Raw genomic sequence first — 20,260 nt, 5'->3', positions numbered from 1 at the left:
GTCAATCCGCGTCCGCGGCATCCGCCTGCGCATTGCGCGCCTTGACGATCTCCAATGCCCGCTCCGCGGTCGCCTGGTCCGGATACGGTCCCATCCGATCCTGGAACCAGCACTGCCGACCTTTCTCGGCGCGCTTGTGCTTTAAGCAGTAATACCAGCGCTCAGCCATGCCTCCAGCATTCCACCGTCAGCCGCCCCCACACTGCTTTTCCAAGATCACGATTGTCGTGCGTGGCACACCATGGAGTGAACTACTCGCGTTTTGCCGCAGCCGTGTGCCACTCACGCGAGGTGACGGAAGTTGACGAGCGCGTTGATGAGCAGAATTGCGCCGAACGTCACGAACAAGACCCGTAATGCGGGAGGCGCGTACCGAGTGAGCACCCGCACGATCGTGCGGTATACCCGTCTGGCTCTCCGTGTTCGCCGGAGCGAAAGCAACAACACCAGCAACGGCGGCAACAAAGCCAGCGCACAGTAGGCGACCACGATCAATGGCCAGAACGCAGGCAACGGATCCTGCGCCGAGATCATCGCCAACCCCGCCAGATACGGCACAGCCGTCGGCGCCTGCACGAGACCAATTGCCATCCCGACGAATCCGAACAACCACGGCCGCCGCCGCAACACCCCCGCCCACGCCGGCGTCCCCCGCTGCCGAACCACCGGCACCGCACTGACCGCGATCAACACCACCCCCAACACCAACTCTCCCCAATATCGCACCCCAGGCGTCAATTCGAACGCCACCAGCTCGCTCAAAAAGTTCAGCCCCAGCACCGTACAGAGCCCAAACCCCGTGGTAACCGCGAAAACCCCCGCAATAAAACTCACCCCACCCGGCACCGGCGACCGCCGCGCGAGCCGACTGTCCGCCACCACCGCCGTGGTAACCCCCACCAACAGCACATCCAGGGAATCCAGCACCGCAAACCCCACGAGCGCCAGCAAAAGAGTCACCATGACCCGGCCAGCCTACGGACGGCCGCGCCATCGGGACATCACGCAGGCGCGACTCACACTTCGCCGCCCCCATGCCCCACTCGCGAGCGGGTTATCGGTGCCGCCAAACCTTGACCGCGGAGACCACCAGCAGCAGGACGAGCACCGGGATCAGGGCGACGCTGGGCACGACACCCAGCAGCAACCCACCGATCACGGTGCCGACGACGGACCCCGCAGCCATGACAAGCAGGAACCGAGGGTTATCACGCACCACCTGAAAACTCTGATCCCGGCTGTAGCGAGCGAACGCAACCAACATCGTCGGCAGCGACACCACCAACGACAGACTCCCCGCGATCTTGATGTCCACCGCGAACAACAGCACGATCGTCGGAATCAGCAACTCACCCCCCGCCACCCCCATCAACGCCGCAACCACCCCGATCCCGACCCCAGCGACCACAGCGGCCACAACCCGGGCGATCGGCGGTAACGACAGCGAACCGAGGGGACCGATGTGACTGGCCGCCAACGCGATTGCCATGAGCACCAGCAGCCCCGCCAGCACCCGATACAGCGTCCGCGACCGCATCCGGGTAGCCCACCCCGCCCCCACCCAGGCACCCACCAAACTCCCCGCAAGCAGGTTCACCGCAACCGACCAGTGCGCCGCAACATCGCTGTACGGCAGCACAACCAACCGAGCAGGCAGCGCAGTAGCCACCACAACCAAACTCATCGCCTTGTTCAGCACCACCGCATGCAAGGCAACAAACCCGAACACCCCGATCAACAGCGGCAGCCGAAACTCCGCACCCCCGAGCCCGATCAACCCCCCGACCACCCCGATCCCCGCCCCCGCCGCGAACACCACCGGCACCGAAGACCCCACCCCCGCAGGCACCCCAGCCACCGGCCGCACAGACCCCTGGCTAGCCGCACCCATGAGACCGGACCCTACCGCCACCACCCCACCCCAAACCTCCCGCAGCTCCCCACTAACGCCACCACGGCGGAGTCCAGGGACAAAGGCCCGCCGAGCAGTTCCGACCCAATTCCCCAGCCGCCCACACCAACGCAACCACAGCCGAACGGTTCAGCGGACGAAGGCCCTCGCCGAGCAGGTCCCAGCCAATTCCCCAGCCACCGAACCAACGCAACCACAGCCAGGCGGTTCAGCGGACAAAGGCTCCCGCCCAGCAGGTTCCAACCAATTCCCCAGCCACCGAACCAACGCAACCACAGCCAGGCGGTTCAGCGGACAAAGGCTCCCGCCCAGCAGGTTCCAACCAAATCCGCAGCTGCCAAACCAACGCAACCACGGCCGGGGGTTCGGGGGGCGAAGCCCCGCCGAGCGGGGCGTGGGGGTTGCACCCCCACAAGACACGAACGAAACGAGCCCCGCACGCGCATTCCGCGTGCAGGGCTCGCCTACGAGTGAAGTGGCCAGGGCCGGGATCGAACCGGCGACCTTCCGCTTTTCAGGCGGACGCTCGTACCAACTGAGCTACCTGGCCGCAGGCACCCGAGTTGAATGCCATACGCGAAACGCCGGATTGCTCCGGCGCCTCTTTTGCGACCCTGACGGGACTCGAACCCGCGACCTCCGCCGTGACAGGGCGGCGCGCTAACCAACTGCGCCACAGGGCCTTGCGTACTACCAACGGTCCGAAGACCGTACCCCCTACGGGATTCGAACCCGCGCTACCGCCTTGAAAGGGCGGCGTCCTAGGCCGCTAGACGAAGGGGGCTCGTCTCCGGATTTCTCCGGAACCGGCTTCAACGGCTGTCCGTTGGGAGCCCGGTTAGCTTATGACAGACCGGACTCGTTTCCCAAACCGGCTGGTCAAAGGCCCAAACTGAGCTCTTCGAGCCGGGCACGTGTGCGCCAGCCGTCGTTGCGGAACTTCTCGGTCCATTCCGGGGTGGCCATGGACTCGACGACGACCTCGAGTGCTTCCTCGAAGCGGGCGCGCAGGTCGATGCCGGTGCCTTGCGCGTCGACCAGGTAGCGCTGGCCGGCCAGTGCGGCGGTCAGCGTGCGGGTGAATCGGTCGGCGTCCGCGTCGGCGCGCAGTTGCCCTTGATCGATGGCGCGGACGGTGAGCGCGCGGGTGGCGCGCCCGAGGATCCGTCCGCCACCGCTTTGCACGTCTCGATAGAAGTCCGGTTCGATGATCAACCGGTATTCGGCTTGCACGATGATGTCGTGTTCCAGCCGTAGCGCCATCTCGTCGACCATGCCGTGCATGATGTCCAGTGGTCCGAGATCCGTTCGGCCGAGCCAACGCTCGGCCGATGCGCGATAGCGTTCGACCGCCGTCTCCAGTACGGCGCGCGCGAGATCTTCCTTGGAATCGAAATGGAAGTACATGGCGCCCTTGGTGGCACGCGACCCTTCCAATATGCGGTTGAGCGATGCAGCGGCATAGCCGCTCTTCCCGAACTCAACGGCGGCGGACCTGATAATCGCCGCACGTGTCCGGCGGGCCCGCTCTTGCTGCCGTGCCATGCTCGAAACGCCTCCGAAGCCTACTCGCCGCCAAACAGCCACCCCCAAAGGAACGGGCCCTTGGCGCGAAGTTATGAGTTTTATCAATACTTCAAACCGGGTTTTCGCCCAGTTTCAAACTTTCGGTACGAAAACTTGCGAAAAACCTGAAACACACCAGCTGGTATAGTTTTCCTGCCCGGGTGCACCGCAGGGGGTGCGCACCCGGGTATTCCTTTGTCTCGGATCTGCCTCCCGCGGCGTTGTGTTCAGGGAAGCCGCGATCGGCCGGACCGGTCGCGACAAGTTCGGGCACATCAACGATAAGCCGAATTCCGAATCACCGGACCAGTCGGCGATTCTTTCGGAATTCATCAAGTCGTCACCGTACCCGGAAACCCCATCCGACACGCGGCAAACCGACGAGTCAGGTAACTGATCGGGTCGGTTTACTGTTACAGCAAACATCTCGCAACCAAACTTCGGCGCATACCCGTTCCCCCAATTCGACAGCGTCGCAGCAACGTTCACCCGAGGAGACCGGCCGACCGGCCCACCGATCCTCGGCCGCGCGCCTGCCCGCTCACCCCACCGGCGCACGCACCCGAGCTCAGACCCCTCACCCCCCGCAAATCCAAAGACATTGCTAGCCAACATGATTGGATGGTAGCCAATTATCGGCGCGATGAACAAAGTTGGGTACCAAATGTTTACCGACAAGATCGTGCGCCACGCGTCCCGCGTTACCAGGCGCCACAACAAGTCTCGGCGCCGGATTGCCCTCACTCGCCGATACCCGCGCACCGCGGCAGCGGCGGACTCGCGACGCGCCCGCTCCCCCATTTGGGCCATCGCGGCAGCGCCTACTACACTGGCCCACCGCGCCCCTATAGCTCAGTTGGTAGAGCTACGGACTTTTAATCCGCAGGTCGTAGGTTCGAGCCCTACTGGGGGCACTCCTCGGGCGCCCGGTGTTCTACCGGGCGCCCGCTCTCGTTTCACAGCGGCCGCAAGCACACCCGGCGCGCGGGACTCGAAAGACCGCACTCCCTCCGAGCATTCCCCTACTGTGAGCCCGACAGGGGCAATCCTGGTCTTCCCTCGACAAGGCGGAGCTGATGACTTCCTTCGATGATTTGCTCGCTCAGGTACCCATCGCCCAGATCGCCGCGAAGCTCGGCGTAGACGAGAACACCGCGACCACCGCGGTCCAGGCGGCGCTGCCCACGCTGCTCGGCGGCCTGCAGGCGAACGCGACCCAGCCCGAAGGCGCGGCCTCGCTGGTCGGCGCGCTGGACAACCACGGCGGCCTGGTCGAGGGCGCGGGCCAGGTGGACATCGACCAGGTCGACGTCGCCGACGGCTCGAAGATCGTTGAGAACGTTTTCGGCGACGAGAAGAACACGGTGATCAGCGCGCTCGGCGCGACCGAGGGCACGGGCGGCAACGACCTGATCGCCAAGCTGATGCCCATCCTCGCGCCGATCGTGCTCGCCTACCTGGCCAAGCAGCTGACCGGCGGCGGCGGAAACGCCGCGCCGCAGACCCAGCCGCAGGCAGGCAACGGCGGGATCGGCGACGTGCTCGGCGGTTTGCTCGGCGGCAGTAGCAAAAGCGGTGGCATCGGCGGCGCGATCGGCGAGGCGCTGGCCAAGAACGCCGGTGGCGCACTTGGAAACGTACTCGGCGGTCTGTTCGGCGGGAAACGCTGACCGGGGCGGACTATACGATCTACCGCTCGGTGTGCGGCCTCGCGCATCCGCGACTCGCAAGCGCTCTGTGCAGTGCAGCACGCCGCGCTAACACTCCTCGGCCCGTGGCGATAATCCCCTCGCTGCGGGCCGAAGCCATACAATCGACAGTGGTCGCCGAACGCCAACGAGGGCGTATGACGTGTATCACGGGGCATCAACAGGCATTCGGATGCGTTTCGCATCACACCTACGGTGCCGTAAGGTATGGCCGCACGGCATCGGTCTACCTTGGGGGATGACCTGCACGACCGGACGCACAGACTGAAGGGTTCATACATGGCAAGGGATCTGACTCAACTCGAGCTTCTTACGGAGTTGGAGCCGGTTGCCGCAGAAAACGTCAACCGGCACTTCTCCTTGGCAAAGGAATGGCATCCGCACGACTACGTCCCGTGGGATGAAGGCCGCAATTTCGCCGCACTCGGGGGCATCGACTGGGATCCCGAGCAGTCCCGGCTGGGCGAGGTCGCGAAAGCCGCCATGATCACCAACCTGCTCACCGAGGACAACCTCCCCTCCTATCACCGCGAGATCGCCGAGAACTTCTCCCAGGACGGCGCGTGGGGCACCTGGGTCGGCCGCTGGACCGCCGAGGAAAACCGGCACGGCATCGTGATGCGCGACTACCTGGTGGTCACCCGCGGCGTCGATCCGGTCGCCCTCGAAGAGGCGCGGATGATCCACATGACCAACGGTTTCGCGTCGCCGACCGAGGCCGACGCGGGCTTCCTGCACTCCGTCGCGTACGTGACGTTCCAGGAGCTGGCCACCCGAGTGAGCCACCGCAACACCGGCAAGGTGTGTGACGACCCGATCGCCGACCGCATGCTCCAGCGCGTCGCCGCGGACGAGAACCTGCACATGATCTTCTACCGCAACATGTGCGGCGCCGCGCTCGATCTGGCCCCGGACCAGACGATCGAGGCCATCACGCTGATCCTGGAGAACTTCCAGATGCCCGGCGCCGGTATGCCCAACTTCCGCCGCAACGGCGTGCTGATGGCCAAGCACGGCATCTACGACCTGCGCCAGCACATGGAAGAGGTGGTGCAGCCGGTGCTCAAGAAGTGGAACATCTTCGACCGCACCGACTTCACCGGTCGCGGCGAGGCCTGCCGTGAGCGGCTCGCCGCGTACCTCGACAAGCTCGGCAAGGACGTGGTGAAGTTCGAGGAGCAGCGCGACCGCATGCTCGCCCGCGAGGCCGCCAAGGCCGAACGCCAGATGGCGAGCAGCACCGCGAGCTGAGCTCGCTTCCGATAGACCTCGAGCCGCCGCCCGGACTTTCCGGGCGGCGGCTCGCGTATGTCCGGCTACCTCAGCCTCAGCAATTACCGAGTTTTGAGGTTTATTGCGTCGAAGATCGCTTCGACGCAATAAACCTTCAAACATTGCGGCCGTCGCTGGGTAGCTCGCAGGGCGCGTCGTAGATTCCACCGGCCCCGGCCATCTTCGAAGTGGAACCAGAAATTCGAACTCGGGTCACCTCGTTCGCCGACCGCAGGTTGTATTCGACTCGAACCCATTCGTCGCGCCATTGATGGGCCGCTAGTCGAAGCGCCGAATCGGTGATTATCCCTTCGCCCGGACGAGAGCGCTGCGGTCATCGGATTCGGGCGGCTCGGTCCTACCCGTACGCCCCGGCGGTTTCTACCGTGAGGACACGACGACGGCGTCGGATGCGCGAAGGGACGGGCGAACATGGCAAGGCACCGCTCACGGTGGATGGATGCGGAGATGGACGCGCTGGCCGAACTGTCGCGCGATTTCTTCGGTAAGGAGTGCGCGCCGCACGAAGAGCGGTGGGCCCAGCAGCAACACATCGATCGCGAAGTGTGGTTGCGCGCCGGCGAGCTCGGCCTGCTGTGCCCCAGCATTCCGGAGGAGTACGGCGGCGGGGGCGGCGATTTCCGCCATGACGCGGTGATCGCCATCGAGCAGGTGCGCGCGCTGGCGCCCAGCTTCGGCGGGCCGGTGCACAGCACGATCATCGCGCACTACCTCGCCGGCTACGGCACCGACGAGCAGAAGAAGACCTGGCTGCCGAAGCTGGCCTCCGGCGAGATCGTCGCGGCGATCGCGATGACCGAGCCCGGTACCGGATCGGACCTGCAGGCGATCCGCACCACCGCGACCGTGCAGGGCGAGGAGTACGTCGTCAACGGCGCGAAAACCTTCATCTCCAACGGTTTCCTGGCCGACCTGGTGCTGGTCGTCGCCAAGACCAACGAGGCGGGCGGCGCGGGCGGTCTGTCGTTGATCGCGGTCGAGACCAGCCGGGCGGGTTTCCGGCGCGGGCGCAATCTGCACAAGATCGGCCAGCACGGGCAGGACACCTGCGAGCTGTTCTTCGACGAGGTGCGGGTGCCGCGCACGAACCTCATCGGCGAGGCCGAGAACATGGGCTTTATCCAGCTGATGCAGCAGCTCGCGCAGGAGCGGCTGATCATCGCCGTCACCGCGATGGCGACGATGGAGAAGACGGTCGAGCTGACCCTGGCGTACACCAAGGAACGCAGCGCCTTCGGCAAGCCGATCTTCGCGTTCCAGAACACCAAATTCACGCTGGCCGAGTGCGATACGGCGGTCACCGTCGGCTGGAGCTTCCTCGACGAGTGCATCGAGAAGCACGTCACCGGCGATTTGGACATCCCGACCGCGGCCAAGGCCAAGCTGTGGCTGTCCGAGCAGCAGAACATTCTGGCCGACCGCTGTCTGCAGCTGTTCGGCGGCTACGGCTACATGGCCGAGTATCCGATCGCGCGGATCTTCACCGACTCGCGGATCCAGAAGATCTACGGCGGCACCAACGAGATCATGAAGGAGATCATCGCGCGCGGGCTATGAGCGTCAGATTTTGCTCCGTCGCAACGTGATTGCCGAATCCGCAATCAATCCTTCGCCGAGCGTCGACACTGGATACAGCGCCGAGGTGGCTGTGATCGACGGCCAGGCCGCCCTGCGGAACCCCACGGGCCACCGGGAGGCCGAGAACATGACCAGTGCACCCAACGGCGACGCCCCGCTCAGCGGCAAGGTCGTCGCGATCACCGGCGGAGCGCGCGGGATCGGCCGAGCCACCGCCGAGGCGTTTCTCGGGGCGGGCGCCGCGGTCGCGATCGGCGACATCGATGTGGAACTGGTCGACAAGGCCGCGGTGGAGCTCGGCGCCGACCCGGCGGCCAGGATCATCGGCCTGCCGCTGAACGTGACCGACCGCGCCTCGTTCGCCGCGTTCCTCGACACCCTCGAAAAGGAGCTCGGTCCGCTGGACGTGCTGGTCAACAACGCGGGCATCATGCCGACCGGGTTGTTCGCCGACGAGGACGAGGCGATGACCGATCGCATCGTCGACGTCAACCTGCGTGCGGTGATCCACGGATCGCGGCTGGCCACCCAGCGATTCCTGGCGCGCGGCAGCGGGCACCTCATCAACATCGCGTCACTGGCTGGGACGCAAGGCTTTCCGGGGCTGGCCACCTACTGTGCGACCAAGCACGCGGTGGTCGGCTTCACCTCCGCGCTGCATCTGGAGCTGAAGGAGCACGGCGTGCAGGTCTCGGCGGTGCTGCCGGGCATTGTGCGCACCGAGCTGTCGGCCGGTGCGAACATGCCGGGGTGGATCGAGCCGATGACGACCGTGGATCCCGAGGATGTCGCGCAGGCGATCGTGCGGACGGTGATCAAGGGCAAGCCGTTGGTGACGGTGCCGCGCAGGCTGGCCGCGATCATCAAGTCCGCGCAGTTGCTGCCGTATCGGGCGCAGCTCTACGTCGCGCGAATCACCGGGGCGACAACGGCTTACGCCCAGCCCGATCCGGAAATCCGGGAGAAGTACCATCGCCGTTTGCGCGGTGAGTGAGCTCGGGATACCCCTGCCGCGTCACTGGATTCAGCTCTCCGCCGGCGGTGCACCGCGATAGGAACCGGGCGGGCTCCCCGTCCAACGACGGAACGCCCGCCGGAACGCACTGGGTTCGGAGAAGCCGAGCCGGGCCGACAGCGCCTCCACCGTCTCGTCGCCGCGCACCAGGCTGGCCACCGCGGCGTCCCGCAGGATGTCCTCGCGGATCTGGGTGATCGAGGTGCCCTCCTCGCCGAGCTTGCGGCGCACCGTCTGTGGGCTCATGGCCAGCCGCTTGGCCACCTCGTCTGCGGTAGGCCAGTGTTCACCCGCCCGGCCGGCTGCCGTTGCCCGCCCACCGTGCAGCCCCCGCGCGAGGATCTTGCGCACCTGCTCGGCGAGCGAGGTGCCGTAGTCGCGCCGGGACAGCACGTCTATCGGCGCGTTGCGGGCCCAGTCGATGAGGTCTTCCTCGCTCTTGGTGAGCGGGGCAGCGAGTAGCTCGCTGTCGAAGGTGATCGCCGCGGTGGCGGCCTCGAAGACGAGCGGGGCGCCGAAGACCAGGTCGTAGTCGGCGACATTGCGCGGCCGCGGATAGGGAAACTCGACCTGGCGCAAGGGAACTCGGCGGCCGATGCCCCAGGAGATCATCCGGTGGATCGCGGCGAGCAGGAACACGGTGAGCAGTTCTTCGGCCGCGGCGAGCACGCTGGTGTCGAGCGTGCACCGGGTGCGCCCGCCGGCCGTGGTCACCACCATCGGCGGCAATCCGGGCAGCAGTCGCTGGTATTCGCCGAACCGCGCGATCGCCGCACCCAGATCGGGGCAGCCGACCAGGCCGAAGCCGACCAGCCGGGTCGACCCGCGCGGCACCGGCGCCGGACCGAGGCCGAACAGTTCGTCGTCGGTGATCCGCCACAGTTGACGCATGGTCGCGGCCATCTGCTCGACCGTCACCCGCGCGCGATCCTGGGCCAGTAGCTCCGGCGCGACCCCGGCGCTGCCGAGCAGCTGGCCGATGTCGACACCTTCGCGTTCGGCGGTGGCGACGGCGGAGCGCACGAAGTCGATCGGCACCGTCCTCGCCGTCACCACTACCTCCTGCGTCCCTGGTCGAGGCGAACCTACCAGGCCGGATGCGGTGAGCGCGGCGGTCACCGAACGTGCGCCGCGCGGTCATCCCGAGCGGGTCTGCCGATTCCTAGCGTTGGGTTATGGGCAACGACGCGACGGCCGAGCGGCCGGACGAGACATCGGGCGCGGCGCTCGTCTGCATGCCGGAGCGCGGGAACTCCCGCAGCACACCGGCGGCGGTGCCGGACGGGACGACCTTCAACCTGGACCGGTTGGGCAGCTGGGGTGCGCGGGACCGGTTCGAGGTGGATCGCGAGCGCACCATCGCCTACGCCGCGGCGACCAACGATCCGATCCGGCAACATCTCGACGGGGTCTACGCGCCACCGGTTTTCGCCGTGGTGCCGATCACCGTGATGATGGCGGACGCCGCGATGTCGGTGGTGCCCGACGATCTGATGCTGCGAATCCTGCACGGCGAGCACGACTTCCGGTTCCACCGGCCGATCGAGCCCGGCGAGCTGCTGGAGGTGCGCGCGCGGCCGGTCGGGATCGAGGGCAAATCCTCGGGCGTGGTCGTCACCTCACACATCGAGACCTACAGCGTGCGCGGCGGCGACCTCGTCAACGAGCAGTACTTCGTCGGCTTCTTCCGCGGCGGCCGATTCGACGGCGCCCGCGGCGAGCCGAGCCCGGCGCACTCCTTCGAGGAGAACCTGCGGGCCCGCGAGCCGGACTTCACCGCGGCGCAGACCTTCGACGCGGATCAGACCTTCCGATACGCCCGGGCCGCAGGCGATCCGATGCCGATCCACCTCGTCGACGAGTTCGCCAAGGCGATGGGGCTGCCCGGGATCATCGTCCACGGCTTGTGCACGATCGCGTTCGTCTCGCACGCACTGATCACCCGGATCAGCCCGGACGACCCGAGCCGGCTGAAAAGGCTTGCCGTGCGGCTGAGTTCGCCCGCATTTCCGGGACAGACCATCACCACCGCGACATGGGCGGCCGGCCACCGGGACGGGCGGGACCGCTACGCCTTCGAAACCTCGTCGGACAGCGACCGATTCGTCATCCAGGACGGGCTCGCGGAGTTCGAGCCCGCAATCGACAAGGAAACAACATGACCAACAGAGTTTTCGTGATCGGTGTCGGCATGACGAAGTTCGAGAAGCCGGGCCGCCGCGAAGGCTGGGACTACCCGGCCATGGCGAAGGAATCCGGCGGCAAGGCGCTGGCGGACGCAGGCATCCGCTACGACCAGGTGCAAGAGGCCTATGTCGGCTACGTGTACGGCGATTCGACCAGCGGCCAGCGCGCCGTCTACGAGCTCGGACTGACCGGACTGCCGGTGGTCAACGTGAACAACAACTGCTCCACCGGGTCGTCGGCGCTGTACCTGGCCGCCAGGGCGATTCGCGGCGGACTCGCCGACTGCGCCCTGGCGCTCGGCTTCGAGAAGATGCAATCGGGTTCGCTGGAGGCCGGGTACACCGATCGCGAGCAGCCGCTACTGCGCCATATCGAGGCGCTGGCCCAGCTCCGGGACTTCGCGATGCCGGTGGCGCCCTGGATGTTCGGCGCGGCAGGCGTCGAGCACATGGAGCAGTACGGCTCCACCCCAACGCATTTCGCGAAGATCGCCGAGAAGAACCACCGGCATTCGGCCGACAATCCGTACGCGCAGTTCCAGGACGTGTACTCGTTCGACGAGATCGCCGGCGCCAAAATGGTTTACGAGCCGCTCGGCCTGACCCGGTTGCAGTGCTCGCCGACCTCCGACGGTTCCGGCGCGGCGGTGCTGGCCAGCGAACGCTTCGTCGACGAGCACGGCCTCGCCGGTCGAGCCGTGGAGATCGTCGGCCAGGCCATGGTGACCGACCTGGAATCCACCTTCGCCACCAAGACGGCGCGCTCGCTCGTCGGTGTCGGCATGAGCAGCGAGGCCGCGCGAAAGGTCTACGAGCAGGCCGACATCGGCCCCGACGACCTCGATGTGATCGAGCTGCACGACTGCTTCTCGCCCAACGAGTTGCTCACCTACGAGGCGCTCGGCCTGTGCGGTATCGGCGAGGGGCACAAGCTGATCGACGCCGGGGACACCACCTACGGCGGGCGGTGGGTGGTCAACCCCTCCGGCGGCCTGATCTCCAAGGGACATCCGCTCGGCGCCACCGGCCTGGCCCAGTGTGCCGAGCTGACTTGGCAATTGCGCGGCGAGGCCGACGCCCGCCAGGTCGGCGACGCGAAAGTCGCGCTGGCGCACAATATCGGGCTGGGCGGCGCGGCGATCGTCACCGCGTACCGCCCGGCCGATCGCTGAATTCGGCACTACGCCAATCGCTTTACCGAATTGAGGAGAACCCCCATGGCGCAAGCCAAGGTTTCCAAGGAGTTTCCGGCCGCCCAGGAGAAGGTGTGGGCGGTGCTGTCCGACCCGAACCGCTTCGCGGAATGGCTGACGGTGCACACCAAGTGGAAGGAGCCGCCGCCCGCCCAGCTGTCGACCGGGGCCACCATGACCGAGGTGCTCACCATCATGGGGATGGCGAACACCATCACCTTCACCGTGGACGACTACGACGCGCCGAACTCGACGAAGTTCTCCGGTACCGGCCTCGCGGGCGCGCGGATCACCTTCACCCTCACCGTTGCGGCCAAGGGCGACAACGCTTCCGAGGTCAGCATCGACGCGGAGTTCGTCAGCCAGATGATGGTCGGCGCCATCGGCGGTGCCATCGAACGCGCCAGCACCAAGGAACTCGACGCCTCCCTCACCAACCTCGCCGGCCTGCTGGTCTGACCGCGCGTACTCACCTCGAAAGGAACGACATGGGATCGCTGGACGGACGCGTCGCCATCGTCACCGGCGCAGGCCGCGGCATCGGCCGGGCACACGCGCTGCTCCTGGCCGCCGAAGGAGCGGCCGTCGTGGTCAACGACCTCGGCGGGAACAACGAAGGCGTCGGCGCCGACGCCGGGCCGGCCCAGCAGGTGGTCGACGAGATCACCGCGGCGGGCGGGCGCGCGATCGCCGACACTGCGAACATCGCCGACTGGGCGGGCGCGAAAGCCCTTGTCGAGCAGGCGATCACCACCTTCGGCGGGCTGGACGTCCTGGTGAACAACGCGGGCATCCTGCGCGACGCGTTCATCGCCGCGATGGACGAGACGCAGTGGGACGCGGTGATCGCGGTGCACCTCAAGGGCCACTTCGCGGTACTGCACCATGCCGCCGCGTACTGGAAAGCACAGTCGAAGGCGGGACAGCCGGTCGCCGCATCGGTGATCAACACCGCCTCCGCGTCGGGCACCTTCCTGCCGAACCCAGGTCAAGCCAACTACGGCGCCGCCAAGGCGGGCATTGCCGCACTCACCCAGGTCGCCGCACTGGAACTGGAGCGATACGGCGTGCGCGTCAACGCCATCGCCCCCGTCGCCCGCACCCGCCTCACCCTCGCCACCCCCGGCATGGGCGCCATGTTCGCCGCGGCGGTCCCCGCCGGCGAGTTCGACGCCTTCGCCCCCGAGAACATCGCCCCCATCGTCGCCTACCTCGCCCAGGAGAACTGCCCCCTCACTGGCCAGGTCTTCGCCGTCCAGGGCGGCGCCATCTCCACCCTCACCGGCTGGACCGCCACCGCAACCATCGAAACCGACGGACCGTGGCAACTGACCGACCTGGCCGCCCGACTCCCCGCCCTCGCCTGATCCAGCGCTGCGACGCCGCTCCCCGCATGACGTACGCCACACTCGCGTGACACCCCCACAGCCTCCTTACGTGCGGAAATGAGAGACTGGACGGCGTGACGATGACTACCGGAGTGCCGAGCGCGCTGCGGATCGGGCCGTATCCGGTCGATCCGGCGGTGGTGCTCGCGCCGATGGCGGGCATCACGAATCTGGCGTTCCGCAAGCTGTGCCGCGAATTCGGTAGCCCGACCTCGATCTATGTCTGCGAGATGATCACGGCGCGGGCGGTGGTCGAGCGCAATGAGAAGACGCTGGAGATGATGTCGTTCGACGCCGACGAGTCGCCGCGGTCGATGCAGCTCTACGGGGTCGACCCGGCCACGCTCGCCGAGGCGGTACGGATCATCGTCGGTGAGGGTTGGGCCGATCACATCGATATGAACTTCGGCTGCCCGGTGCCCAAGGTCACCCGGCTCGGCGGCGGCGCCGCGCTGCCGTACAAGCGGGCGCTGTTCAGCCGGATCGTGCGCGCCATGGTGGAAGCCGCCGAACCGGCGGGCGTCCCGGTGACGGTGAAGTTCCGGATCGGCATCGACGACGAGCACCTGACCTACCTCGACGCCGGGCGCATCGCGGAAGCCGAAGGCGCGCAAGCGGTTGCGCTGCACGCCAGGACCGCCGCCCAGCGCTACTCCGGGCAGGCCGACTGGACCGCCATCGCCCGGCTCAAGGAGGCCGTCAGCACCATTCCGGTGCTCGGCAACGGCGATATCTTCTCGGCCGCCGACGCGGTCCGGATGATGGCCGAAACCGGCTGCGACGGTGTCGTGGTCGGTCGTGGCTGCCTCGGCCGCCCGTGGCTGTTCGCCGAGCTCCAGGCGGCGCTGCGCGGCGAAGAACTGCCCGAACCACCGAACCTCGGCCGGGTCGGCGAGGTGCTGTACCGGCACGGCGCCCTGCTGTCCGAGCACGTCGGCGAGGACAAGGCCATGCGCGACCTGCGCAAGCACATGGCCTGGTATCTGATGGGCTTCCCGGTCGGCGCCGAACTGCGCCGCGCGTTCGCGACGGTGTCCAGCCTCGTCGAGCTGGAAGACCTTGTCGGACAGCTCGATCCGACGGCTCCGTTCCCCAGGGACGCCGAGGGTCCACGCGGAAGACAAGGCTCCCCAGGCAAAGTCGCGCTGCCGCACGGTTGGCTCGACGACCCACAGGACCCGGCGGTCCCGCACGGCGCCGACGTAATGCACAGCGGCGGCTGAGAACCGAGCGACATCGACAGGGCTGACACCCAGGCGAAGCGACGGCGAATCGGGTATCCAAACGACACTGTGGCCAATTCGATTTCGTACTCGAGTGGCCCGCCGTGGCGGAATCGTTATCATTGCGGAATCGGTCATGCCGGTCGAGTACGGCCCGAGGCGGCGACGTAGACGAAAAGCGAGGTTCGTTGGTGGGTGACGATCGGCACGGGCGTTCGCCACGGCCCGGAGATCGCGCCCCGTGGGAGCGCTATCCCACGGAGGACAACACCGAGCGAGACGGTGGCCGGTCGTCCCGGCGATCCCGCCACACCGATGCCACGGCAGACCCGGGTGCCGCCCCGCTGACCGTGCAGGATCTGGTGCAAAAGGTGGACAACGAGCGGTCCGGCCGCCGTGGCCGCCGCGCCGCGGCCACGCCCGAGGCCGCCGCACCGAACCGAGGCGTCCGACGCGGCGAACCGCCTGCCGGATCCGACCCGGCTTATCAACGACCTGCCGAACCCACCCAGCGTCGCCCTGCGGAACCGACGCGACGCCAAGGCGAGCCACCCCGTCAGCCGGACCAGGCGGCCCGCCGCCAAGGGGATCCGGCCGCTCGGCGCCCAGCGGCGCCGGGACGCCCGACCGAGCAGGCTCCGCGCCGCTCGGCCGATGGCCCACCACCGCGCACCGCCGGTTCCCCGGTCGTGCAGGACATCGCCGGCACCCCGGCTGCACGGACCCCGAATCGTCGCGGCCCGAGCGCCGAGGACGGCAGGAAAGCCCCCGCCCCGGCCCGTGGGAAGCCGGAGACGGCCGAAGAGGTCACCGACATCCTGCCGCCGCTGGCCGAGACCACCCGCGCCAAGCGCAAGAAGCCCGACGACGAAGCCGGTGCCGCACAACCCAAGTCCGTCGGCGCCGCGCCGCTGTCCCGCCTGGCGGCCAGCAAGCAGCGCCGCAACAAGCGGCTACGCCTCGCGGGCCGCAGCGCGCTGGCCATGTTCGCGGTGCTCTGCCTGCTCACCACCGGCGGCGGCTGGAGCTACCTACGGTCCACCGGCAACAACTTCACCCAGATCTCGGCGATCGACAACAACACCGACGACGTCGTCGACTCCAATGCCCAGCTCGGCGACGAGAACTATCTGCTCGTCGGCACCGACACCCGCGCGGGCGTGAACAGCCAGGTCGGCGCGGGCACCCTCGACGATGCCGAAGGTTCCCGCGCGGACACCGTCATGCTGGTGAACATCCCGAAGAACCGTTCGCGGGTGGTGGTCGTCTCCTTCCCGCGCGACCTCGACGTCACCAGGCCGCAGTGCAACGGCTGGGACAACGAGAAGGTCCAGTACACCGCCGAGACCTTCCCCTCGGCCATCGGCGACAAGCTCAACGCCGTCTACGCGCTCGGCGGGCCCAAGTGCCTGTTCACCACCATCCAGCGCATGACGGGTAGCGCGATCAACCACTTCATCGCGGTCGACTTCGCCGGCTTCGAGGCCATGGTCGACCAGATCGGCGGCGTCGAGGTGTGTGCGCCGAAGCCGATCACCGACGAGGTGCTCGGCACCGTGCTCGAGCACCCGGGCAAGCAGAAGGTGGACGGCTCGACCGCGCTGAACTACGTGCGGGCCCGGCACGTCTACGGCGAGGAGCGCAGCGACTACGACCGGATCAACCGGCAGCAACGCTTCATGGCCTCGCTGCTGCGCGGCGCGCTCTCCAGCAAGGTGCTCTTCGATCCCGGCAAGCTGAACGGCTTCATCGGCGAGTTCACCAAGCACACCTGGGTCGACAAGGTGCAGCCGTCGGATCTGCTGACGCTCGGCCGCTCGCTGCAGAAGCTGGACGCGGGCACCGTCACCTTCCTGACCATCCCGACCGCGGGCACCACCTCCTACGGCAACGAGATCCCGCGCGAGCAGGACATCAAGGCGATCTTCAAGGCGATCCGCGACGATCAGCCGCTGCCCGGCGAGAAGAAGGTGACCCCGGCCCCCGGTTCCATCCCGTCGGCGCCGCCCGCCCCGCCCAAGTTGAATGCGGTCGATCCGAGCACGGTGTCGCTGCTGGTCTCCAACGCCTCGGGCACCTCGGGCCTGGCGCAGCGCGCGGCGACCAAGCTCGGCAACCAGGGTTTCCAGATCTTCAACATCGGCAACTATTCGGGCGGCAGCGAGGTCACCTCCAAGGTGCGCTACGGCCCGGGGCAGGAGGCCGCCGCAGCGACGGTGGCCAGCTCGATACCCGGTGCGCTGATGGAGTCGGCGAGTGATCTCGGCGGCATCGTCGAGGTCGTCATCGGCGGCGATTTCACCGGCACGGTGCGCGCGCCGACCCCGGTCGGCGATGTCATCTCGAACGTGCCCGCGACGACCGCGCCTGCGACGCCGGTCACCTTGCCGTCCGATCTGGAGCACGTCAACGCCGCCGACGAGACCTGCAAGTGAGCGGAGCCGCGACCTGCGGCAACTCCAGCGCTAACGTTCGGCACCGGTCATTCACCCTCCGTTCGTGACTTGGTCAGCGCCGCCAACTAATGTCTGGTTTCATGCGTGTCATCTACAACGAGCAAATGGCCGATCTCGCCCACCTGCTGGGTGAGATGGCCGGGCTGGCCGGATCGGCCATGGACCGGGCCACCCAGTCATTGCTCCAGGCCGACCTCGCTCTGGCAGAGCAGGTGATCACCGAGTCGGACCGGATCGCCGAGCTGATCCAGGACGCCGAGGAGCGTGCGTTCGCGTTGCTCGCGCTGCAGGCACCGGTCGCGGGCGATCTGCGCCAGGTGGTGAGCGCGATCCAGATCGTGGCCGATGTGAACCGGATGGGCGCGCTCGCGCTGCACGTGGCCAAGGTGGCCCGGCGGCGCCACCCCAACCACGCGCTGCCCGAGGCGGTCAACGGCTACTTCGCCGAGATGGGCCGCATCGCGGTCAACATGGGCGCGGGCGCCAAAGAGGTGCTGGAGACCCGCGACCCGGAGCGCGCCGCGCAGCTCAACGAGGACGACGAGGCGATGGACGACCTGCATCGTCACCTCTTCACGCTGCTGATGGATCGCGACTGGAAGTACGGCGTCGCCGCCGCCGTGGACGTCACCCTGCTCGGCCGCTACTACGAGCGCTTCGCCGACCACGCCGTCGAAATCGGCCGCCGCGTCATCTTCCTCGTCACCGGCGTATTGCCGCCGGACACCGACGTCGAGTCGTAAGCCGCGACTGCCTGCCACGCCGCCGCAGGTTGGCAGGCAGTTTTCCGCCGGGGGGGCTTGACGTCTCATAGTCGAGAGATGAAAGATTGACCGCGCAGTAGAGCGATGCATGACTCGCTGCGCGGATGCCGTTATGGGAGTTACGGCACGAAGGGGCGGAAATGAAGGTCGATCCAACAGAGTTGCGCGCGTTGGCCACATCGATGGACACAATCAGTGGCGAAATCGCCGCGCTGAAAGCGCGTGCCAAGACGGATGCGCTGAGTGCGGCGCTGCCCGGCTCCACGATCACCACGGCGTGCACCACCGCCGGTGACCAGATCGAAGCAGGCTGGCTGCGAATGGCGGAGCGCTGCAAGGCGATAGCCAATATCGCCAAAGGTGGTGCCGCCGATTACGAAGTGACGGACCAGGATTTCCGCGACAGCCTCAAAGCACTCGGCGGCGGACAATGAGGAGCGGCGACCAGACCGCCGCCGCGATTCCGACGCTCAGCCAGGTGCAAACACAGTGGCAGCCTTGGAAACTCAACGAGGCCGGCGAGGAAATCAAGGCACGCAACACCGATTTCGTCACGATGATCGACAAGACCGTCACCCAGATCAGGGAGGCGGGCTCGCACTGGAGCGGCGACGCCTACTACGCCGCCTACGACCGCATCGCCGGCGACCGGGACACCGCCAACAAGATGGCGCAGGAGACGACCGAACTCGCCAACGCGCTGATCAACGGCGGCAACACGCTCACCGGTTACCGGCAAGCGTTGCTGGACAAGGTCACCGAAGCCACCGCCGCGGGTTACAAGGTCTCCGAGGACTGGCAGGTCACCGCGTCGGGCGAGGGCTCGGGCGACGACCTGCACACCTATCAGACGGCGATCACCACCGCCCTCAACGAGATGGTCGGCACCCAAACAGGTATCACCACCGCCATCGAGCAGGCGAACACCGCGGTGCAGACGCAGAGCACCGCGCTGGGCACCGGCGATCCGCTCGATACCCTGACCGGACAGCCGAAGTCGACGCTCACCGCACAGCAGATCAGCGCCGAGCAGCCGGCCAACACGGTGCCCGCCGGGACCGACGAGAAGTCCAAGGAGAATCCGCAGACGCAGGCGGCGGGTACTCCGAAAAACATTGCGGAAACCCAAGATCCGACGAAGACGACTGACCCGACCAAGACAGCTGACCCCACCAAAACAGCTGACCCCACCAAAACGGCTGACCCCACCAAAACGGCCGACCCCACCAAAACGGCTGACCCGACCAAGACGGCTGACCCGACCAAGACGACCGACCCCACCAAGAACACTGCTTCGCCGGGAACCGGTTCCGCCAACGATCCGAACTCCTGGACGCCAGCGAACGTCATCAGCATGGTCACCGCGGTTGGCGCGATCACCGGCAACGTGCCCACCCTGCTCGACTCGATCGGCAAGCTCGACGACAACTGGGACGACACCATCAAGGCGGCCGGTGACGCAGGCAAGGGTCTCCTCGACTCCGCTGGCACCGCGGCCGAAAAGGTGATCAACAGCGTCGATAAGGCGGTCGACAACGCCCCTGGCGAGGCGCCGAAGAAAGACCAGCCCGCTGGCACGCCGCAGTCCGGCACACCCGCAACACCGCAGTCCGGCACACCCGCAACACCACAGTCCGGCACACCCGCAACACCACAGTCCGGCACACCCGCAACACCACAGTCCGGCACACCCGCAACACCACAGTCCGGTACACCCGCAACACCCCCTGCGGCTACCTACACCCAACCGCAGAGCTCACTCGCGGAGCAGACCCCTGCCACCAGCGTTCCCGCGTCCATCGCGAGTCCCGCTGCCACATCCCCCGCGAGCAGCAGCCTCTTCGGCTTGCCCTCACCCACCCGTGGCGCCGAATCCGACAGCGAGCATCGCCCGAACAACTACGTGATCCAACCGGCCGAACCCGCGGAACAGGAATCCTGACGCACCGCGAAAAGCCCGAACACACGACAATGGCC

At 67.1% G+C, this 20,260-nt stretch carries 18 protein-coding genes and 4 tRNA genes; 14 read left to right on the top strand and 8 right to left on the bottom strand.

Annotation, left to right across the window (positions count from 1 at the left end; genetic code table 11):
- Position 1: 1 nt before the first annotated feature.
- The 7 genes from IBX18_RS12745 to IBX18_RS12715 form a co-directional block, all read right to left on the bottom strand.
- Complete coding sequence (locus IBX18_RS12745) at positions 2–169, bottom strand: hypothetical protein (RefSeq protein ID WP_194833929.1); 168 nt, start codon at positions 167–169, stop codon at positions 2–4.
- A gap of 113 nt (positions 170–282) precedes the next feature.
- Entirely contained in the window at positions 283–963 is a 681-nt protein-coding gene (locus IBX18_RS12740; RefSeq protein WP_194833928.1) for a GAP family protein, read from the bottom strand.
- Between the two features lie 91 nt (positions 964–1,054).
- Positions 1,055–1,912 (bottom strand): sulfite exporter TauE/SafE family protein, encoded by an 858-nt coding sequence (locus IBX18_RS12735; protein ID WP_306796243.1) that lies wholly within the window; start codon positions 1,910–1,912, stop codon positions 1,055–1,057.
- Between the two features lie 476 nt (positions 1,913–2,388).
- Positions 2,389–2,462 (bottom strand) — tRNA-Phe (locus IBX18_RS12730).
- A gap of 59 nt (positions 2,463–2,521) precedes the next feature.
- Positions 2,522–2,595 (bottom strand) — tRNA-Asp (locus IBX18_RS12725).
- A gap of 28 nt (positions 2,596–2,623) precedes the next feature.
- Positions 2,624–2,696, bottom strand: a tRNA-Glu gene (locus tag IBX18_RS12720).
- Between the two features lie 95 nt (positions 2,697–2,791).
- Positions 2,792–3,457, bottom strand: coding sequence for a TetR/AcrR family transcriptional regulator (locus IBX18_RS12715; RefSeq protein ID WP_147140395.1), 666 nt, complete (start codon positions 3,455–3,457; stop codon positions 2,792–2,794).
- Positions 3,458–4,319: 862 nt separating this feature from the next.
- Between IBX18_RS12715 and IBX18_RS12710 the strand changes: the two genes are divergently transcribed.
- The 5 genes from IBX18_RS12710 (at position 4,320) to IBX18_RS12690 (ending at position 9,052) form a co-directional block, all read left to right on the top strand.
- Positions 4,320–4,392, top strand: a tRNA-Lys gene (locus IBX18_RS12710).
- Between the two features lie 162 nt (positions 4,393–4,554).
- Entirely contained in the window at positions 4,555–5,148 is a 594-nt protein-coding gene (locus tag IBX18_RS12705) for a DUF937 domain-containing protein (RefSeq protein WP_194833926.1), read from the top strand.
- A gap of 318 nt (positions 5,149–5,466) precedes the next feature.
- Positions 5,467–6,438, top strand: coding sequence for an acyl-ACP desaturase (locus IBX18_RS12700; RefSeq protein WP_107654014.1), 972 nt, complete (start codon positions 5,467–5,469; stop codon positions 6,436–6,438).
- 453 nt (positions 6,439–6,891) lie between these two features.
- Positions 6,892–8,037: an acyl-CoA dehydrogenase family protein gene (locus IBX18_RS12695; protein ID WP_194833925.1), complete on the top strand. Its 1,146-nt coding sequence runs from the start codon at positions 6,892–6,894 to the stop codon at positions 8,035–8,037.
- A 148-nt stretch (positions 8,038–8,185) separates the two neighbouring features.
- Positions 8,186–9,052, top strand: coding sequence for an SDR family oxidoreductase (locus IBX18_RS12690; RefSeq protein WP_194834326.1), 867 nt, complete (start codon positions 8,186–8,188; stop codon positions 9,050–9,052).
- 30 nt (positions 9,053–9,082) lie between these two features.
- On the opposite strand, the gene IBX18_RS12685 is transcribed toward IBX18_RS12690, so the two are convergent.
- Complete coding sequence (locus tag IBX18_RS12685) at positions 9,083–10,126, bottom strand: AraC family transcriptional regulator (protein ID WP_194833924.1); 1,044 nt, start codon at positions 10,124–10,126, stop codon at positions 9,083–9,085.
- 122 nt (positions 10,127–10,248) lie between these two features.
- Between IBX18_RS12685 and IBX18_RS12680 the strand changes: the two genes are divergently transcribed.
- The 9 genes from IBX18_RS12680 to IBX18_RS43085 all read left to right on the top strand — a co-directional run bounded on the left by IBX18_RS12680 (position 10,249) and on the right by IBX18_RS43085 (position 20,225).
- Positions 10,249–11,235 (top strand): MaoC/PaaZ C-terminal domain-containing protein, encoded by a 987-nt coding sequence (locus tag IBX18_RS12680; RefSeq protein WP_228540907.1) that lies wholly within the window; start codon positions 10,249–10,251, stop codon positions 11,233–11,235.
- Entirely contained in the window at positions 11,232–12,431 is a 1,200-nt protein-coding gene (locus IBX18_RS12675) for a lipid-transfer protein (RefSeq protein ID WP_194833923.1), read from the top strand. Before IBX18_RS12680 ends, IBX18_RS12675 begins: the two co-directional genes overlap by 4 nt.
- A gap of 45 nt (positions 12,432–12,476) precedes the next feature.
- Positions 12,477–12,911, top strand: a complete 435-nt coding sequence (locus IBX18_RS12670) for an SRPBCC family protein (RefSeq protein ID WP_107654010.1) — start codon at positions 12,477–12,479, stop codon at positions 12,909–12,911.
- A 29-nt stretch (positions 12,912–12,940) separates the two neighbouring features.
- Positions 12,941–13,819 (top strand): SDR family oxidoreductase, encoded by an 879-nt coding sequence (locus IBX18_RS12665; protein WP_194833922.1) that lies wholly within the window; start codon positions 12,941–12,943, stop codon positions 13,817–13,819.
- Positions 13,820–13,920: 101 nt separating this feature from the next.
- Complete coding sequence (gene dusB / locus IBX18_RS12660) at positions 13,921–15,063, top strand: tRNA dihydrouridine synthase DusB (RefSeq protein ID WP_194834324.1); 1,143 nt, start codon at positions 13,921–13,923, stop codon at positions 15,061–15,063.
- 191 nt (positions 15,064–15,254) lie between these two features.
- Positions 15,255–17,498, top strand: a complete 2,244-nt coding sequence (locus tag IBX18_RS12655; protein ID WP_194833921.1) for an LCP family protein — start codon at positions 15,255–15,257, stop codon at positions 17,496–17,498.
- Between the two features lie 101 nt (positions 17,499–17,599).
- Positions 17,600–18,262, top strand: coding sequence for a phosphate signaling complex protein PhoU (gene phoU / locus IBX18_RS12650; protein ID WP_135234648.1), 663 nt, complete (start codon positions 17,600–17,602; stop codon positions 18,260–18,262).
- A gap of 161 nt (positions 18,263–18,423) precedes the next feature.
- Positions 18,424–18,717 (top strand): type VII secretion target, encoded by a 294-nt coding sequence (locus IBX18_RS12645; protein ID WP_194833920.1) that lies wholly within the window; start codon positions 18,424–18,426, stop codon positions 18,715–18,717.
- Positions 18,714–20,225 carry a hypothetical protein gene (locus IBX18_RS43085; RefSeq protein WP_194833919.1) on the top strand — a complete coding sequence of 504 codons (1,512 nt, stop codon included), beginning with the start codon at positions 18,714–18,716 and terminating at the stop codon, positions 20,223–20,225. Before IBX18_RS12645 ends, IBX18_RS43085 begins: the two co-directional genes overlap by 4 nt.
- Positions 20,226–20,260 lie beyond the last annotated feature (35 nt).

Origin of the sequence: Nocardia sp. XZ_19_369, assembly GCF_015355715.1 — a bacterium.
GTDB lineage: Bacteria > Actinomycetota > Actinomycetes > Mycobacteriales > Mycobacteriaceae > Nocardia.
The sequence above is the reverse complement of the archived record's forward strand: the minus strand, read 5'-3'. Positions and strand labels throughout refer to the sequence as shown.